This is a genomic window from Aquimarina sp. Aq78 (assembly GCF_900299525.1).
In the GTDB taxonomy this organism is placed as follows: domain Bacteria; phylum Bacteroidota; class Bacteroidia; order Flavobacteriales; family Flavobacteriaceae; genus Aquimarina.
In genome coordinates, this window is sequence record NZ_OMKA01000023.1 from 184,311 (window position 1) to 203,615 (window position 19,305).

At 33.1% G+C, this 19,305-nt stretch carries 18 protein-coding genes; 8 read left to right on the forward strand and 10 right to left on the reverse strand.

Features of this window, described 5'->3' with window-relative positions; all coding sequences use genetic code 11:
* Window positions 1-91: 91 nt before the first annotated feature.
* The 7 genes from DG435_RS13955 (at window position 92) to DG435_RS13985 (ending at window position 8,556) form a co-directional block, all read left to right on the forward strand.
* A complete protein-coding gene (locus DG435_RS13955) occupies window positions 92-1,231 on the forward strand; it encodes a cystathionine gamma-synthase (protein ID WP_106791526.1) in 1,140 nt (379 codons plus the stop codon).
* A 103-nt stretch (window positions 1,232-1,334) separates the two neighbouring features.
* A complete protein-coding gene (gene gdhA, locus DG435_RS13960; protein WP_106791525.1) occupies window positions 1,335-2,678 on the forward strand; it encodes an NADP-specific glutamate dehydrogenase in 1,344 nt (447 codons plus the stop codon).
* A 145-nt stretch (window positions 2,679-2,823) separates the two neighbouring features.
* Complete coding sequence (locus DG435_RS13965) at window positions 2,824-4,011, forward strand: DUF5018 domain-containing protein (RefSeq protein ID WP_106791524.1); 1,188 nt, start codon at window positions 2,824-2,826, stop codon at window positions 4,009-4,011.
* A gap of 187 nt (window positions 4,012-4,198) precedes the next feature.
* Window positions 4,199-4,723 (forward strand): DUF4136 domain-containing protein, encoded by a 525-nt coding sequence (locus DG435_RS13970; protein WP_106791523.1) that lies wholly within the window; start codon window positions 4,199-4,201, stop codon window positions 4,721-4,723.
* Between the two features lie 30 nt (window positions 4,724-4,753).
* The gene (recO, locus tag DG435_RS13975; RefSeq protein WP_106791522.1) at window positions 4,754-5,473 is read left to right on the forward strand and encodes a DNA repair protein RecO; all 720 of its coding nucleotides are present in this window, start codon (window positions 4,754-4,756) and stop codon (window positions 5,471-5,473) included.
* A gap of 4 nt (window positions 5,474-5,477) precedes the next feature.
* Window positions 5,478-7,883, forward strand: a complete 2,406-nt coding sequence (locus DG435_RS13980) for a TonB-dependent receptor (RefSeq protein ID WP_106791521.1) — start codon at window positions 5,478-5,480, stop codon at window positions 7,881-7,883.
* Window positions 7,884-7,920: 37 nt separating this feature from the next.
* On the forward strand, window positions 7,921-8,556 hold the full coding sequence (locus DG435_RS13985; protein WP_255409718.1) for an HAD family hydrolase: 636 nt from the start codon (window positions 7,921-7,923) through the stop codon (window positions 8,554-8,556).
* On the opposite strand, the gene DG435_RS13990 is transcribed toward DG435_RS13985, so the two are convergent.
* Together DG435_RS13990 and DG435_RS13995 are read right to left on the reverse strand one after the other, a co-directional pair.
* On the reverse strand, window positions 8,553-9,047 hold the full coding sequence (locus tag DG435_RS13990) for a nuclear transport factor 2 family protein (RefSeq protein WP_106791519.1): 495 nt from the start codon (window positions 9,045-9,047) through the stop codon (window positions 8,553-8,555). The genes DG435_RS13985 and DG435_RS13990 overlap by 4 nt on opposite strands.
* Before the next feature lie 5 nt (window positions 9,048-9,052).
* Complete coding sequence (locus tag DG435_RS13995) at window positions 9,053-9,598, reverse strand: hypothetical protein (protein WP_106791518.1); 546 nt, start codon at window positions 9,596-9,598, stop codon at window positions 9,053-9,055.
* 390 nt (window positions 9,599-9,988) lie between these two features.
* Here DG435_RS13995 and DG435_RS14000 point away from each other — a divergent pair, with 390 nt between their 5' ends.
* A complete protein-coding gene (locus DG435_RS14000) occupies window positions 9,989-13,411 on the forward strand; it encodes a fibronectin type III domain-containing protein (RefSeq protein ID WP_159098263.1) in 3,423 nt (1,140 codons plus the stop codon).
* Between the two features lie 152 nt (window positions 13,412-13,563).
* Here the strand turns inward: DG435_RS14000 and DG435_RS14005 are convergent, their stop codons facing one another.
* The 8 genes from DG435_RS14005 to DG435_RS14040 form a co-directional block, all read right to left on the reverse strand.
* Window positions 13,564-14,439 (reverse strand): ATP-binding cassette domain-containing protein, encoded by an 876-nt coding sequence (locus DG435_RS14005; protein WP_106791517.1) that lies wholly within the window; start codon window positions 14,437-14,439, stop codon window positions 13,564-13,566.
* On the reverse strand, window positions 14,436-15,107 hold the full coding sequence (modB, locus tag DG435_RS14010; RefSeq protein ID WP_024770022.1) for a molybdate ABC transporter permease subunit: 672 nt from the start codon (window positions 15,105-15,107) through the stop codon (window positions 14,436-14,438). Before modB ends, DG435_RS14005 begins: the two co-directional genes overlap by 4 nt.
* Entirely contained in the window at window positions 15,107-15,505 is a 399-nt protein-coding gene (locus DG435_RS14015; RefSeq protein WP_108840626.1) for a molybdopterin-binding protein, read from the reverse strand. Before DG435_RS14015 ends, modB begins: the two co-directional genes overlap by 1 nt.
* Window positions 15,506-15,508: 3 nt before the next feature.
* Window positions 15,509-16,258 (reverse strand): molybdate ABC transporter substrate-binding protein, encoded by a 750-nt coding sequence (gene modA / locus DG435_RS14020; protein ID WP_106792929.1) that lies wholly within the window; start codon window positions 16,256-16,258, stop codon window positions 15,509-15,511.
* Window positions 16,259-16,390: 132 nt separating this feature from the next.
* The gene (locus DG435_RS14025) at window positions 16,391-16,828 is read right to left on the reverse strand and encodes a GNAT family N-acetyltransferase (protein ID WP_106792928.1); all 438 of its coding nucleotides are present in this window, start codon (window positions 16,826-16,828) and stop codon (window positions 16,391-16,393) included.
* A 131-nt stretch (window positions 16,829-16,959) separates the two neighbouring features.
* On the reverse strand, window positions 16,960-17,823 hold the full coding sequence (locus DG435_RS14030; protein WP_106792922.1) for an MBL fold metallo-hydrolase: 864 nt from the start codon (window positions 17,821-17,823) through the stop codon (window positions 16,960-16,962).
* Window positions 17,824-17,910: 87 nt separating this feature from the next.
* Window positions 17,911-18,495, reverse strand: coding sequence for a Crp/Fnr family transcriptional regulator (locus tag DG435_RS14035; protein WP_106792921.1), 585 nt, complete (start codon window positions 18,493-18,495; stop codon window positions 17,911-17,913).
* A gap of 37 nt (window positions 18,496-18,532) precedes the next feature.
* Complete coding sequence (locus DG435_RS14040) at window positions 18,533-19,303, reverse strand: hypothetical protein (protein WP_106792920.1); 771 nt, start codon at window positions 19,301-19,303, stop codon at window positions 18,533-18,535.
* Between the last annotated feature and the right edge of the window lie 2 nt (window positions 19,304-19,305).

A 19,305-nucleotide genomic window follows, 5' to 3' on the forward strand; every position in this document is an offset into this window, starting at 1 on the left:
TATGATTAGAACGAATTAAATCATACATTTGTCCCGTTTTTCAACATAAAACGACCAAGTTAATTTATTCTTGTTAAAAACTAATAAATAGATGAAATTTAACACTAAAACAATTCACGGAGGACAGAAACACGATCCGGCTTATGGTGCCGTCATGCCTCCGATATATCAGACATCTACATACGCTCAGACTACTCCGGGAGGACATAAAGGTTTTGAATATAGCAGAACACATAATCCTACAAGAAAAGCATTAGAAGATTCTTTTGCTAGTATCGAGAACGGAAAATTTGGACTTGCTTTTGGATCAGGGCTTGCTGCCATAGACGCAGTAATCAAATTATTGAAACCTGGTGATGAGGTTGTTTCTACTAATGATTTATATGGAGGAACCTATCGTTTGTTTACTAAAATCTTTGAAGATTTTGGAATCAAGTTTCACTTTATAGGGATGGAAAATGCAGATAAAGTAGAAGATTATGTAAATGAAAACACCAAATTAATATGGGTTGAAACACCAACCAATCCTATGATGAATATTATTGATATTAAAGCGATAGCTGCAATATCAAAAACACACAATATTTTATTAGCCGTAGATAACACTTTTGCTACTCCATACTTGCAAAGACCTTTGGATCTTGGTGCAGATATTGTAATGCATAGCGCTACCAAATATTTAGGAGGACATAGTGATGTAGTTATGGGGGCATTAATTGTAAAGGATTCAACATTAGCAGAACGACTTTACTTTATTCAGAATGCAAGTGGTGCTGTTTGTGGACCGCAAGATAGTTTTTTGGTGTTAAGAGGGATTAAGACATTACATATACGTATGCAACGACACTGTGAAAATGGAGAAGCCATTGCAAAGTATTTGAAGAATCACCCTAAAATAGAAAAAGTATACTGGCCAGGTTTTGAAGATCATCCTAATCATGAAATTGCCAAAGCACAGATGGATGGTTTTGGAGGTATGATTTCTTTTGTAACAAAAGGAAGTGATTATGATAGTGCAATTAAGATCGTAGAGAATCTAAAATTCTTCACTTTAGCAGAATCTCTTGGCGGTGTAGAAAGCCTTGCAGGACACCCAGCAAGTATGACACATGCTTCAATACCAAAAGAAGAACGTGAGAAAACAGGAGTAGTCGATTCTTTGATTAGATTAAGTGTAGGAATAGAGGATATTAACGATTTAATTGCAGATCTTGAACAAGCTATTGGATAACCTAATTATTAAATTAAAAAAATAAACTTGTTTTTTTAGGAATATCATATATTTGGCGTGATATTTCAACCTATAGATAAGAATCTATTAATTCAATTAACATATGCAAGCAAAGATAGATGCATTCATGGAAGAGGTAAAGGCTCGTAACACGCATGAGCCTGAATTTTTACAAGCGGTACAAGAAGTTGCCGAAACTGTAATTCCTTATATAGCTACAAAAGAAATTTATAACGGGAAGAATATCCTGTTAAGAATGGTTGAACCAGAGAGAGCGATTATGTTTCGTGTACCATGGGTAGATGATAAAGGAGTGATTCATGTGAATAGAGGATATCGTATTCAAATGAATTCTGCAATAGGACCATATAAAGGAGGGTTACGTTTTCATCCTTCTGTAAACATAAGTATTTTGAAATTCTTGGCTTTTGAACAGGTTTTCAAAAATAGTCTAACTACTCTTCCTATGGGAGGTGGTAAAGGAGGATCTGATTTTGATCCTAAAGGAAAATCTGACGATGAAATTATGCGTTTTTGCCATAGTTTTATGAGTGAGCTTTTTAGACATATTGGCCCTGATACAGATGTTCCTGCAGGAGATATAGGAGTAGGAGGTCGTGAAATAGGATTCTTATTTGGGATGTATCGTAAAATGCGTAATGAATTTACTGGTGTTCTTACCGGAAAAGGACTTACCTGGGGAGGATCTCTAATTCGCCCTGAAGCTACTGGATATGGAACTGTTTATTTTGCAAAAAATATGCTTGAAACCCAAGGAGGTTCTTTTGAAGGAAAAATAGTAACAGTTTCTGGTTCAGGAAATGTAGCACAATACGCTGCAGAAAAAGCAACACAACTAGGAGCAAAAGTAGTAACACTATCGGATTCCTCTGGATATATTTATGACAAAGATGGAGTTGATGCAGAAAAACTTGCTTTTGTAATGGAACTTAAGAATATAAAAAGAGGACGTATCAGCGAGTATGCAGATAAGTATCCTTCTGCAGAGTTTCATAAAGGACAAACCCCATGGGGAGTGAAATGTGATATAGCGTTACCATGTGCTACTCAAAATGAATTAAATGGAGATGATGCACAAACGTTAATTGCTAATGGATGTGTTTGTGTTAGTGAAGGAGCTAATATGCCAAGTACACCAGAAGCAATTTCAGCTTTCCATAAAGCCAAAATTTTCTTTGCACCAGGAAAAGCTTCTAACGCAGGAGGTGTAGCCACATCTGGATTAGAAATGACACAAAACTCTTTACGTTATAATTGGACTCGTGAAGAAGTAGATAACAAACTAAAACAAATTATGGAAGATATTCATTCTGCTTGCCTCGAATATGGTAGTGATGGTAATGGATATGTAGATTATGTAAAAGGAGCTAATATTGCCGGTTTTGTAAAAGTAGCTGATGCTATGCTAGCGCAAGGGGTAATCTAAGTATTTAACGATTCCTTAAAATAAAATTAAAGCCGTTTGGATATTTCCAAACGGCTTTTTTAGTAAAAAAAAGTATCTTTGCCGCTTTTTTTATGAAAAGTCCTACCCTGTTATATAATAATCAATTTAAACTATTAATTTACAGATGACAAAAAAACTGATTACATTAGGAAGAGTATGTCTGCTTTCAATTTTAATGATTAATGCTTCTTGTGATAAAGACGAAGAAGTGGTTTTAAATGATGATAATTTTATTACATCGGTTAAGCTAACAAGCGGAGATTTTACGAAAGATTTTGAAATTAAGGATAACGAAGTAAATGGTGTAGTTCCTTACACGATTGATGATTTGGATATTGCATTTGCAATTACTATTTCTGATAAAGCAACTGTTACACCAGATCCAAGTACTATTAGCTCTATTAAAGATCCTATTAATTTTATTGTCACAGCAGAGAATGGAGAGAAAAAGAATTACGTAGTAAATATAAAAAGGGAATTGAGTCCTGAAAATGAGATAGTTTCTTTTCAAATAAAAACAGATCTTTTTGAAACAAATGCTGATATTGACAATGAAACAGGAAAAATTAATCAAAGAGTATTACCAAATACGGTGTTAACTTCTATTGAAACTACTGGTGTAATTTCAGATAGAGCTACAATAAACCCTGACCCAAAAACTATTTCTGATTATACAAATCCAATTACATTTACAGTCACAGCAGAAAATGGAGAAAGTAAAGAGTATCTAGTTACTCTAGAATTGATGAATAAAGAGTATACTGCGCAATGTGATATATCGAATGCAAGTAAATGGTTTGGAGGTGATGATAGAGTAATACCTGATTATCCTGAAATAGGCCCTAGAAATGTAGGTACTGGTCAAGTTATACTTTTAGCAAAAGATACATATCCAACAAAATTTGGTTTTTTATTAAGAAGACCTTTTGTGAGTCGTCGAACTAATACAAATTATTTGGGGGATTTAGAATTTAAATTAAATATTAGAGATATAAATGGAGTTATAATTACTTCTAAGAATGTTGTGATAAACGGTCCGTTTATTGGAGGATGGATAGATTTTGATTTGACATCGCTAAACCTACTTTTAAAAAAGAATATACAATATAATTTCACATATTATTTGATTAATGGAGAGGCTCTTGGTGTTTCAAGTGGCTCTGATGCTAATCTGAATGTAGATTCTGGAATTTGTGGAGCAACAGGCTTTAGTGGTGAATCCAAGAAAAAAAATAATACATCTTTAGAAGATTGGAATGTATGGTGGTCGCATGAATGGCATTTTAATTTTAGGTTGGAAGGAAAACAATAAGAAACTACTTTTTATACAAAGCCGCTTAGAGGTTTATCTAAACGGCTTTGTTGTTGATTTAGGAGAACTAAATAATTTAACACTCTTAAATATTAGATCTTTGTACCGAACTTAGGCATATATAATTTTGTTATGTATTTTTATAATTCCCAATAAAAACTCAAGGCGAGTCCTTAAATTGGTTCTCATGAAGCATATAACTCTTTTCTTTTTAGTACTATTAATCTCATGCGGGAGTACACATACGGCTTATGATTATGATGAGCAACAGGATTTCTCAATGTACAAGACTTATGCTTTTTATCCAGAAATGAGTTCTGGACTTAATGATTTGGATCAGAAACGATTATTGATGGTAACAGAAGCCGTTATGCAAAGCAAAGGGTTTGCCAAATCAGAAACTCCTGATATTTATATGAATTTTAAGACGATTATTAATAAAACACCTTCACGTAATAGTATTGGAGTAGGAGTTGGTGGCGGTAGTGGTGGTATTGGTATTGGTGTTGGAGGGTCTATTCCTATTGGTGGACCAGAAACCTTTCTGGAACTTACTATTGATTTTGTTGATGTGAAAAAAGATGAATTGGTATGGCAGGCGATTGCCGAGAAACGATTTCATCCTAATGCCTCGCCAGATACACGTACCAATTTCTTTCAAAAAATTATTGAAAAATCCCTAATCAAATATCCACCAAAGAAGAAAAAATAGGATTGCTTTTTTATTTATTTTCGGTTTACAATGATGATCAACTCACCAGCAATAGTAATACATTCCTTACGATATAGTGAGGCAGACTTGATTGTTTCATTGTTTACAAAAACAAGTGGACTACGCTCTTATTTACTAAAAGGAGTTTTAAAATCTAAACGAGGAAAAATCAGGGCATCATTATTTCAACCACTCACCTTATTAGAAATACAAGCTTTTCATAGAGATAAAGGCTCTTTAGAGAGAATTAAAGAAGCCAAAATAAAAACAATTTATAAGTCGTTACATACAGACTTCGTAAAAGGCACATTGGTATTTTTTATTTCTGAAGTACTTAAGAATTCTATCCATGAAGAAGAAACCAATACAGATCTATTCGAATATCTTGAAACCGCTTTAATGTGGCTGGATGTACATGATACTATTGGTAATTTTCATATTACATTTTTAACCAAACTTACCCAATACCTTGGCTTTTATCCAGATATTCCTCATGCAGAATCAGACTATTTTAATATGCAGGAAGGTGTTTTTCAATCTACTAGTAGTAATGTATATTGTGTAAGTGGAGATCAGGTAAAATTATTTAAACAATTTTTAGGCACAACATTTGAGGCAAGTATGGATATTAAACTATCAAAGAATACACGAAGTGATATTCTAGCTATGCTATTAGTATATTTTGAACTACATTTGCACGGTTTTAAGAAGCCGAAATCACTTTCTGTTTTAAACGAAATTTTTAATTAAGATAATGCGGGTATTTATATTTCTTTTGTTGACTATGTTTTTTGTATTGCCCGGCAATGCTCAAAAAATTACAATATTTAGTACAGCAAATAATCAACCTATCCCTAATGTAGCTATTTACAATAAAATCAAATCTAAGAGTACTATTACTGATTTTAATGGAGTGGCCAATATTTCTGCGTTTTCTGATACCGAAATCTTGTATTTTACACATGTCTCGCATTTAGGTATAAGTATGGTTAAATCTAAAATCCCAAAATCACTTTCTATATATTTAAAACCAGATGAAAACCAGCTTTCAGAAGTTGTTATTTCGGTATCAAAATGGGGGCAGGAACAAAAAGAAATTACACAAAAAATAGTAAGTATTTCGTCTAATGACATTGCATTATCTATGCCACAAACATCTGCTGATCTTTTACAAAGTAGTGGTCAGGTTTTTATTCAAAAAAGCCAACTGGGAGGAGGTAGTCCTATCATTAGAGGTTTTTCTACGAATCGATTATTGCTCACCGTGGATGGAGTACGAATGAATACTGCAATTTTTAGAGGGGGAAATGTGCAAAATGTAATATCGGTCGATCCTTTTACTGTAGATAGAACAGAGGTGATATTAGGACCAGGATCTGTTGTTTATGGAAGTGATGCAGTAGGTGGGGTAATGAATTTTTATACAACACAACCTAAGTTTGCTTTAAACAGTAAGAAAAAACTAAGTGGTAATGCACTTATTAGATATGCCAGTGCCAGTAATGAAAAAACTGGCCATGTTGATTTTAATATTGGATTAGAGAAGTGGGCATTTTTGACAAGTGTAAGCTATACAGATTTTGACGATTTAAAAATGGGAAGTCATGGCTCTGATGATTATTTGAGAAATGAATATGTAGAAACCATAAACGGAGAAGATGTTGTTGTGCAAAATTATGATCCTGAAAAACAAGTGTTTACAGGGTATGATCAGGTTAATTTGCTACAGAAAATTCGTTTTATGCCTAGCGAAAAATGGGATTTTAATGCGAGTTTTATTTATACAGAAACTTCAGATTTTCCTCGTTACGATCGCTTGATTAGAAGAAGAGATGGAAATTTAAGATCCGCCGAGTGGTTTTATGGACCACAGCTTTGGTTTATGGGTAACCTACAAGTATCGCATAAATCAAAAAGTAAGCTATATGATAAAATGAAAATCACTACGGCATATCAATATTTTGAAGAAAGTAGAAACGATCGTAATTTTGGTAGTGATATTTTAGAAAGAACCCAGGAACAAGTAGATGCTTACTCATTAAATTGGGATTTTGAAAGAAAATTTAACGATAAGACCACTGTATATTATGGGTTGGAATATGTGCTAAATCAAGTATATTCTGATGGGTCAGAACGCAATATTAATACGAATAGTATTGAAGACGCACCCTCAAGATATCCAAATGGATCTACCTGGCAGTCTATAGCAGCATATCTTAGTATAAAGCATAAGTTAAGCGAAAAACTAAGATTTCAAGGTGGATTACGATATAATAGAATCATCTTGTATTCAGAATTTGATGACAAGTTTTTTGATTTCCCATTTACAGAAGCAAATATTGATACCGAGGCGTTAACGGGAACAGCAGGACTAAGTTGGTTTCCTAATAATATGATACAATGGAAATTGAATTTATCCACAGCTTTTAGAGCACCTAATATTGATGATGTTGGTAAGATTTTTGACTCAGAACCAGGGTCTGTTGTTGTCCCTAATCCGGATATAAAATCTGAATATGCATATAATGGTGAAATAGGAGTAAAATTAAATTTTGATAAAAATTTATCTATAGATCTGTCGACATATTATACATATCTTGAAGATGCATTAATACGAAGAGACTATAATTTAAATGGGCAAACAGAAATCGATTTTGGAGGAGAACTAAGTAACGTACAAGCTATTCAGAATGCAGCAAATGCCAGAGTATATGGTTTTGAAGCTGGATTAGAATACAAGTTTCTTGAAAATTTTAAACTAACATCCAAGTATACTTTTGTTGGGGGAGAAGAGGAATCTGATGATGGTACTACAGCTTCTTCAAGACACGTTTCACCTCAGTTTGGAACTACCCAGGTGAGCTATATTTTACCCAAATTTACAATTGATGCTTTTGCAATGTATAATGGAGAGTTTAGTTATGAAGATCTGGCACCTTCTCAGCAAAACAATGACTTCTTATATGCCAAAGATCAAGATGGGAACCCGTATTCTCCTTCTTGGTATACATTTAATCTTAGAACACAATACCAAGTAACCAAAAATATAAAAGGTATATTATCTATAGAAAATATTACCGATCAACGATACCGTCCTTATTCTTCTGGTATTGCTGGTGCAGGAAGAAATTTTATTCTATCGGTGAAATATACGCTTTAACTTAAAAGATAGGGACCATCTGAAAAATACATTATTCATATTTGATATCGATGGAACACTCACAGATAGTGTGCCTATGTATTTGATTTCGGTTACAAACTCATTATTAGCACTAGGGATTTCGGATATTGATACCGATTATGATAGGTATAAACACCATACCGATAGTTATGCATTGAGATATAACTACGAACGCAATTTTAAGAAAACCTTTCCAAAAGAACTATTAGATGATTTTGAAATCGATTTGGTTTATCAAATGGGAATGTTTGATCCCGTAAAAGAAATTGATGGTGCCAAATCATTAATTCGGTTTTTTAAAGATAGTAATGTTCCTTTTTGTTTTGCTACAGGTGCATTGCCTAAACCTGCTATGATCAAATTAGATCAATGTGATATCTGGTATGATGAAAAACTATTAGCAACTTCAAAAACACACGAATCGAGAGAAGGTTTTGTTTTGGATGCTATAGAAAGATCAAAGATATATTATGATAAAGAAAATTTTGATCGTATTGTATCAATAGGAGATGGTGTTTGGGACTTGAAAACAGCCCAAAATTTATCTCTTGATTTTGTGGGTATCGGAGATAAGAACAGAATAAAACTCCTGGAAAACGGAGCAAAACATTGCTTCTCTACGCTGTCAGCATTTAAAGAATCACTGATTTAATTTTTAGGAGCTCTTAGTTTTTGCATTAAGGTAGTATCAAACTCTTTTTTAAGCTTGGTGATTTCAGCTACATTTTCGTTAGGGATGGCAATAGATAACACATAGTGCTTTATTTTCCAGCCATTAGCAGTTTTTTGAAGGATACCACTGCCTCGACAAATCCCCATTTGAGTATCTAATAACTCATCAAACCAGGCAATATCACTTTCGTTTTTTACAAAAATATTTCTTTCAAGAGTAGAGAAACTCCAGGCTTTTCCTTTATCAAAATATGGTTTTGAAAAGGCTTTAAACTCAGAGTTATTCCAATTTTCTGTAGGATCAGTTCCTATAAAAATTGCATCTTCGGTCATAAGACCAAAATAAACTTCAAAATTGGCATTGGCTGCAGCCTTGTGCCATTGTTCAAGAGTCGTATTAATTTCAGTATTTTGTTGTGCAAAACAAAAACTACAGACAAAAAGTAATAAAGATAAGATTGGCTTTTGCATACGTTTTATTTTATAGGTGGTTTCTCTTGATCTTCGAGTTCTCTTAAAAGTTCTTTTTCAATATTTTCTGGGATCGCTAATGACAATTCATTTAATTGTATGATCAGACTATTATAAGCTTTAATCAATCTTGTATTAGCTTCCATAACCATATCAGAATCTTTATTTTTCTTTTCAGATAGTAGTTTTAGTAAACCTGTTTCAGTAGATAGAACACTAATTCGGGAGTTAATAGTGTTTATATTTAGGTCTTCAGAAAGGTTTTCCTTAAACGTGCTCACTAGTAAATCTATACTATCAACATGTTTGTTTACGTAGAAAGAATTTCCATTGCGTAATACGGTTATAAAACTTCTCAGATTCTGAAAATCTTCAAAAATTTCAAGACTTCTTTCTGCCTCTGGAGAAAGTTTTAGAAGATTTAATTTAATTTTTTCTTTAGAAAGACTATCCAGCTTAGCAACAGGGTCTTTTCCTTGTATATTGGTGGTTTTTTCACCTTGACACCCAAAACAAACTAATATAATCCCTAAAAAAAGAAATATTCGCATCCTATATTTTTATAGTAAGGACTCAAAAATAAGATATTTATGTCAAAATGATAGTATTCTCGCAATCAAAAAGATTTGATACATTTTCTATAATAATTTACCAAAATTATATTCAAAAGAATAAAGCGAGTTAAATGTCTATTTGATACATAATTTCTAAGCTTCACATAAAATGATATGTTGTTTTTATGAACCCAAAATATACATTTTCCTGAATCTGGAAATTTTCCTTTGATTAATCACTTATTGTCTATCATGTAACGAATTCTAATTGGATACGGATGAATTCTAAATAAGACTAAATTTTAGAAGGCACACAAGTTACTTTTGTGATGATTTTTTTTATTTAAACTAACACAAACACAAATCACTTACCTAAACCTCATGATCATGAAAAATTTAAACTTTAATGAGAGGATGTTTTCTGGCATATTTAAAAAGATGTGTATGACAACCTTTCTATTGATTCTTTCTTTTTCTTCTTATGCGCAAGATAAGAAAGAAGTTGTTGTGGGAACCGTAAAGAGCTTCTCAGAATCAGTATTTTCGAATAAGTCAAGAAATAGCAATTTTACTATTAAGCTATCAGATAAAGAATCATATAACCTTAAGATTAATGTTAAAAAGAGTATTGTAGATGGATACTTTGTAACTGGTAATGTATTAGTTAACAAGGCTAAATCAGATGCTACAACAGAGCCTGTTTTTAGTTTTACTAAAAATGATGAAAAAATATCTGGGGAGATTATATTTTATGATCAGAAAAAAGCATTTAAGATTTCAACTAATAACAAAGGACAAGTATTAGCAAGCGATCAGGATATTCATAGTATACTATGCGTAGATTTTGAAGAAGAAAAAGCTGCGGCTAATAATGATTCTGGTGTAATTACCCCACAAAAAGCACAAATACAATTAGAGAGTCTTCCCGGGGCATCTCATGTTATCTATCTTGATTTTGATGGAGAAGTAGTGTCTGGTACTCGTTGGGTAGGAGGTAGAACAATTAATGCAAAACCTGCTGGTTTTAGTGATGAAAAAATTCTTGCGGTATGGAGAATTATGGTAGATGATTTTAACCCTTTTAATATAAATGTGACTACCAGAAGAGATGTGTTTGATGCTACTCCAAAAAATCAAAGAATGATGGCAATATTTACGCCAACAAACGATGCAGCTCCTGGATCAGGAGGAGTAGCGTATCTCAATTCTTTTAGTTGGAATTCTGACGATCCATGTTGGGTATATAACTTAGGAACAAGAACAGCAGGAGAAACAGGATCTCATGAGGTAGGGCACACTCTTGGGTTACGACACGATGGAACAAAATCTGGAACTACATATTATTCAGGACATGGGCAATGGAGTCCAATCATGGGTTGGAGTGCTAATAAAACATTAGGGCACTGGAGTAAAGGAGAATATAATGATGCTAATAACACTGAGAATGATTTAGCAATTATTTCAAATTCTAGAAACGGTTTCGGGTATAAAAACGATGATCATGGAAATACTATAAATAGTGCTACAGAATTAATATCTGATAGTAATGGAAATGTATCTAAAGAAGATAATGAAGGAATCATTGAAAAAACATCGGATAAAGACCTATTCTCTTTTCAAACTTCTGGAGGAGAGGTAAATTTTTCTTTTGATCCAAATCCATACCATCCAAATTTAAATATTAAAGCAAGATTATTAAATAGCAATAGTGAAGAGGTTACATCCTCTGATCCACAAGGTTTAAAAGCATCTATAAGTACTACTTTACAAAGTGGGAAATATTATATTGAAATAGATGGAGTAGGAGAAGGAAACCTGTCTACAGGTTATTCTGATTACTCTTCTTTAGGATTGTTTTCGATTTCTGGGAAGTACCCTAAAGGAAATAGTACAGATACCGAAGCTCCGAGTGTTCCAACAAACTTATCCGCTTCAAATGTTGAACAAACATCACTGTCTTTATCATGGGGAGCTTCTACAGATAATGTTGGAGTAACGGGATATGATGTATATCAGGGAGATGTGAAGATTACCAGTGTTAGTGGTACTTCTTATAATGTTACCGGATTGACTGCAAATACTACGTATGAGTTTAGAGTAAAAGCCAAAGATGCTGCAGGAAATACTTCTGGATTTAGTAGTACTGTATCGGTTACAACAAAAGAAGCTACAGATACCGAAGCTCCGAGTGTTCCAACAAGCTTATCCGCTTCAAATGTTGAGCAGACATCACTATCTTTATCATGGGGAGCTTCTACAGATAATGTTGGGGTAATAGGGTATGATGTATATCAGGGAAATGTGAAGATTACCAGTGTTAATGGTACTTCTTATAATGTTACTGGATTGACCGCAAATACTACGTATGAATTTAGAGTAAAGGCTAAAGATGCTGCAGGAAATATTTCTGGGTTTAGTAGTACTGTATCGGTTACAACAAAAGAAGCTACAGATACTGAAGCTCCGAGTGTTCCAACAAGCTTATCCGCTTCAAATGTTGAACAGACATCATTGTCTTTATCATGGGGAGCTTCTACAGATAATGTTGGAGTAACAGGATATGATGTATACCAGGGAGATGTGAAGATTACCAGTGTTAGTGGTACTTCTTATAATGTTACTGGATTGACCGCAAATACTACGTATGAGTTTAGAGTAAAGGCTAAAGATGCTGCAGGAAATACTTCTGGATTTAGTAGTACTGTATCGGTTACAACAAAAGAAGCTACAGATACCGAAGCTCCGAGTGTTCCAACAAGCTTATCCGCTTCAAATGTTGAGCAGACATCATTGTCTTTATCATGGGGAGCTTCTACAGATAATGTTGGAGTAACAGGGTATGATGTATATCAGGGAAATGTGAAGATTACCAGTGTTAATGGTACTTCTTATAATGTTACCGGATTGACTGCAAATACTACGTATGAGTTTAGAGTAAAAGCTAAAGATGCTGCAGGAAATACTTCTGGATTTAGTAATACAGTTTCGGTTACTACAAAAGAAGCTACAGATACCGAAGCTCCGAGTGTTCCAACAAACTTATCTGCTTCAAATGTTGAACAGACATCACTGTCTTTATCATGGGGAGCTTCTACAGATAATGTTGGAGTAACTGGATACGATGTATATCAAGGAAATGTAAAGATTACCAGTGTTAATGGTACTTCTTATAATGTTACCGGATTGACCGCAAATACTACGTATGAGTTTAGAGTAAAGGCTAAAGATGCTGCAGGAAATACTTCTGGATTTAGCAACACAGTGTCGGTTACTACAAAAGAAGGAAGTACAACAGATATCTGTGAAGGAGTACAGGTGTGGGTATCAGGAGTAAATTATGCTGTTGGAGATCGAGTAATTTACAGGAGTTATGTTTACGAAAGAACTGACAACGGATGGATTAGGCTAGGGAGATGTGATGCTAATCTTTGTGAAGGAGTAGATACTTGGGTGTCAGGAGTACGTTATAATATAGGAGATCAAGTGGTATATAGAGGTAATCTATGGGAACGTGGTGCAAGAAGATGGAGACTTGTTTCATCTTGTAGTGAACAAGCGAACAAATTTGATTCAGCTGCTCCACCACAAAAGATGAGTGTGTATCCTAATCCGATAAGTGGAAGTGTACTAAACATTGTTTTTAATCCTTCTCAAGAAGCAACCTATAGCATTTATAATTTATTAGGAGAAACAGTATCTAGTGGCTATTTTAAATCTTCTGTACAAGTAGATCACTTGCCAACTGGAACATATATTTTGAAAGTTACTTCTGATAAAACACAACATGTTACTCGATTTGTAAAAGAATAGAGAAAGATGAAAAACTGAAAAAAATAGACTTTTATATTTAAATTAGTTTACAGAATTTATAAACAGCTATAGTGACCATTTAACTATAGCTGTTTTCTTTTGAATTCATTTTCAACTTTTATAATATAGTATTTTAGATACTAAGATTGTGATTAATTTATTTTCTGTAAGAGAGGGTTAAATGCTTTTGAAGCTACAATTACTTTGTCTCCCACAGCTATTGTTTTAATATCGTTTTCTTCAGCAACTATTTTTACAAAATTTGAACCTACCAAAATAGTAACAATATAAATTATATCTTCTTTTTTAATTTGAATTATTTCTCCCGAAAACTGAAATTTCCCACTTACTTGTTTCGTAGTAAATACTTCAATAGGTTTTCCTTGTTTAATTATTTTTCCATTTTCAATACTAAATACAGTATCAGACATTTTTATAACTTCGCCTATCTCATGGCTTATAAGTAGAGTAGTTAAATTAAATTGCTTATGTACTTTAAGAATATAATCTTGTAGCTTTGTACGCATTTTTATATCTAATGCAGAAAGAGGTTCATCCAGCATTAAAATTTCAGGCTTTCTTACCAATGCTCTTGCTAAGGCCACTCTCTGTTTTTGTCCCCCGGAAAGATTTTTAGGTTTCCGATCTTGTAGATCACCTAGTTCGATAATATCTATGAGCTCATTAACAACTTCCTTGTTTTGACCTTTCTCTACTGCAAAAAGAAGATTTTCTTTTACAGTCATATTAGGAAATAAAGCATAATCCTGAAACACAAATCCAATTTTTCGTTGTTGGGGTTTTAGACAAATTCCCTTTTTGGTATCAAGCCATGTTTTTTGATTCACTGTAATTAGTCCTTCATCTGTTTGTAGTAATCCAGCAACCATTCTAAGTATAGAAGTTTTACCCGCTCCAGAATCCCCATACAGTGTAACTAATTGACCTTGCTCGATATTAATGTTAATATCAAGTTGCATTGCTCCATTTGCCGCCGTTAATTTTTTTTGCAAAGCTATATGTATCATTTCCAGAATCTTTTTAGATATCCACCATTAACCAGATATACCAGCAATAAGATGCTAAATGTAATTGCAAATAAAATGAGGGAATACCAATTTGCTACATCATAATTAAGAGCTTCTACTTCATCATAAATAGCAATAGAAGCCACTTTTGTTTTTCCTGGCATATTACCACCGATCATTAATACTACACCAAATTCGCCAATGGTATGAGCAAAAGCCAATACAACTCCTGTGAGTAATGATGGTTTTATATTAGGAAGTAATACTTTGAAAAGAGTGGTGATTTTAGATTTTCCTAACACGTAAGATGCTTCTGTTATTGATGAAGGCAAATTTGAAAATCCAGCTTGAATAGGATGTACCATGAACGGTAAACTATAAATAACCGATGCAAGAACAAGCCCCTGGAACGAAAAAATAAGTTGTATGCCCAGATACTCGTTTAACCAACTTCCAAAAGCATTTGCAGGACTAAAAGCTACTAACATATAAAATCCTAAGACGGTTGGAGGTAAAACCAAAGGCATACTTACCAGAGTTTCTAAGAATGGTTTTACTCTTGATTTTGTATGAGCAAGCCAATAGGATAAAGGGACAGAAATAACCAATAACAAAAGCGTGGTAACTAATGCCAGTTTAAACGTTAATACTAAAGGTTGCCAATCCATCATTCTGATAACATTATTTCGGTGGTTTTAATCATGGCTGTGATTTTTTCGCCAATTTCTAATTGCAATTGATCAGCAGCATCAGAAGTAATGATCGCTGTTAGATGCCCAATGGTAGAATCAATAGTTAACGTACTTAATAATTGTCCTTTTTTTATATTAATAATTTCTCCGATTGCTTTGTTTTGTATACTTATAGAATGTTCTATCCCTTTTCCAACAATTACTTCTGTTTCTTTGAAAATCATTTTAATATGATTTCCTTGTTTTAAATAAGGAGCTGTATCAGGTGTTTCTATTATAATAGTATTAAAAAAAACAGCTCCAACATCAACAGTAACCAATGATAAACTGCCATTAGTTTTTATAGACGTTATTTCTCCCTGTAGAACATTCATAGATTAATTTTCTTTTGCTGAATAACCAAAATTTTCGAGAATTCTTCTTGCATCTGCAGAAGATAAAAAGTCATAGAACTTTTCTGCATTTTCTTGATTATTCCGGTTAAGAATAACAACTCCTTGAGCGATTGCAGAGTAATCTGTATCTTTTAGATCAATCCAATTGCCTTTATTGCTCATTTCTGGAGATAAAACTACGGATTTTGAAGTAAAACCAATTTCTGCTGATCTTGAAATAATAAACTGATTGGTTTGTAAAACACTTTCTCCGTATACCAATTTATCTTTTATGTCTTCATAAAGGTTATGTTGTTTTAAAATTTCTATTGTAGCTAGGCCATAGGGAGCCATTTTAGGGTTTGCAATTGCAATATGATGTATCTTCGAACTTTTGAGGGTTTCTAGAGATGGATCAATAGTATCAATCATTGACCACATAACCAATTTTCCGTAGCCGTATATTTTAGGTGCTTTGATCGCAAAACCTGTATCAAATAATTCTTTTGGATATTTTATATCGGCAGAAACAAATACATCAAACGGAGCACCCTCTTTAATTTGCGCGGTTAATTTTCCCGATGAGCTTATAATAAGATCACAGGAAATACCTGTTTGGTCTGTAAAAGTTTTGGATAACTCTTTCATTGCAAATTGCATATTTGCAGCTACAGCAATAGTTAATTTTCTCTCTGATTTTTGCTGGCATGCTGTTATCAAATATATAAGAAGTATGAATATTGCTTTTTTCATTTTTTGTAACTGTTCTCCTGTATTACTTTTCTGTAAAGATAACAACTCAAAGAGCAACCACATGTAGAGGTCGAGTACTATCTATGTTACTTTTTTATCTAAAGTAGTTTTTATAGTATTAACCGTTGCTGTTTATTTTGTATACACATTAGGATCAAATTTCTCCATATAAATTTCTGGTTTTGGAAGTTTTGTAAATCCATACTTTTCATATAGCCATTCGGCAGTACTTGTTAACAAAATCCAACGTCTTAAATTTTGTAAATTAGGATGCCCCATGATGGTTTCCATTAGCCATTTACTTAACCCTAATTTTCTATACTCTTTGAGGATAAAAATATCTCCTAAATAAGCAATTGTTGAATAATCCGAAATCACTCTTGCATACCCAATCTGTTTCTCCCCAGAATAAAGCCCAAAATTAAGAGAATTCTCTATTGATACTTTTACTACATCATATGAAATACCATCACTCCATCCTGATTCATTTGTTAGAAAATTATATATCAATAAAACATCCAACTTGTTCTTATCTGTTGAGATGCTATAATTTTCCTTAAATACTTCCATATTTTTAGTTTTGACCTGCCATATGATCGAATCCATTGCTTTTGAGGATGCAAAGTACCGAAATTAAACGAAAAAGCGATTTAAGAGTGAACTTAAACCGCTATTATTTGTGTATTATTATCAAAAGAAATTTACCATTTCATTTCACCTTTTACCACTTTAGCACCCAATTGAAGTGCTATATCCAAACCTGCATTTGGATACAATTTTTGCATGGCAGCAATAAGTTCTTCAGAGTTTTTTGATTTTACTTCTTCTTTCTGATAAGCAATTAGGTAATTTTTAGAATAGGTAATAGCATTACGATTTAAGTTGTTGTTATCTAAGGCATGTGCAGAGACAACAACTTCTGGGTTAAGGCGTTCCATTTCTTCTAAAACAGATAACCAGGCAACGCGTTTTTCTGTAGTACTCGCATCTGCTATCCATAGATGTAGATTGTTATATACATTTACACCTCCTACAATTGCTTTTAGAGATGGAATCCAGACAAATGTTCTTTCTGGAGTAGAGCCATTAAGACCTTTTATTTCTATAGATTGACCTTCGAGATCTATCGTATTCCCTTTTAATATTTCTGGAAAAATAACTTTTTTCGTTCCATTGTTCCCTAGTTTTGGACCCCAAATCTGTAACTTTTTTTCATACGTTTTTTTGATGTGGGATAGCGTATACTCGTTGGCATAAATGGTTACATCTGGGAAAGAGTTTTTAAATACTTCTAACCCAAAATAATAATCAGGATCTCCATGACTTATATAAATGGTTGTGAGGTTTTTACCACTTTTTAGGATTTCTGCAACTACATTATGTGCATCAGAAAGTGTGAATTGCGAATCAATAAGAACCGCATCTTTTTCTCCATAAATTAAAACAGAAGCGATGTGAAAACTGTTTTCGTCTGCCCGATACACTTTGTATTCTAGGTTTTGTGCTGTACTACTCATTGTTATTGAAATTAATAGTATTGTTATTAAAAAATTGATTTTGTTCATTTTAATGTTCTTTTAAATGATGGTACAAAGTTGCATACATCAGTTTTCAAAAACATTGAACTAGTTCAATAACTGTGAGTATCTTGATTATTTTTTTGAAGCGATCTTTTTTCGAATTTTACTTACAAACTCATGTGAGATTCCTAAGTAAGCTGCAATCTGTAAATTGGTAAGTTTTTGTGCTATTTTTGGATAGGTTTTAATAAAATGCAGATAACGTTCATCTGCTGTATAGCAATGATTTCGTATCAACCTTCTTTGTAAAGAAACCAAAGTTTTTTGTGACATAATACGAAATAGCTTTTCAACTTTAGGCATTTGCTGATACAGTAGTTCTTTGTCTTTTTTATTGATCAATAAAACTTCACTGTCTTCAAGGGCTTGAATTGATAATAGAGCAGGGGCTTGATTTGTAAAACTATCTATGTCGGTCACCCACCAATCTTCGACAGCAAAATATAAAACATTTTCATTTCCATCATTATCTATCGTGTACACACGAAAACAACCTTTGGTTACAAAACCTTCAAATCGACATACATCACCCTGTCTAAGTAAAAAATCTTTTTTAGAAATAGTCTTTGGATAAAAGAAATGACTATAGGTCTCAAATTCTGAGTCAGAAAATTGAATGTGTTTATCTATATTTTCCTTAAGAAGAGTATATGGCATTTTCTATTTCTGGTTTACAGGTAATATCTTAAACAAATTATTTTTTAAACCCTGTGGTAAACAGATTTCTGGCTCCTTTTATACCACATTTTTGATACGCATGATACGTTTGAGCCGCTCTTTCTTCAATTTGTTTCCCAGTTTCATTTTTAATCCAACCATCGATTGCTGACTTCAATGTATATGCTTCAGGAGCCATTAAATGTGTAGTCCATAAAATAGGATTTGCTTTTGCGCGTTTTATTTCTTTTGAAAAATACTTCTGACTATAACATGCCAAAACTATAACCTCTCTTTTTTTAATAACCTCTTTCTTGTATGAAATATCTACGTTAAATTCCATTAAGCCATCATGACCGATATATGCGAGTAAATCAGAATCACCACCAAATTTTAATGTTTCTGAGTTTACTTCGATCGAAATAGGATTTTGAGAATTAGAGGCCAATAGAAAATCTTCAATGCAGGTTTGGATTTTTGCACCATCATAGGCATCAGCTAATAGATAGATTTTTTTGGTACTATGTTTAAATAAAACTCTATCTAGTAATACCGGATCATCTATTTCAAAATCTTTTACCAACTTCCAGTCTTTTGCTTTAAACTTAAAGAAAGATTTTACCCCATAACCAGCACCCCAATATAAATTATGCTTTGGGTCTTTTCCGTTCCCTAATTTTGCCGGAACAGGAACAATTCCTTGATTCTCATTATCACATAAAGCCACATATACATGAATGGTTTTTGCCTGGCTAAATACTTTAGAGCATAGAAACAAGATCAATATCAAGAAGAATACTTTTTTCATGA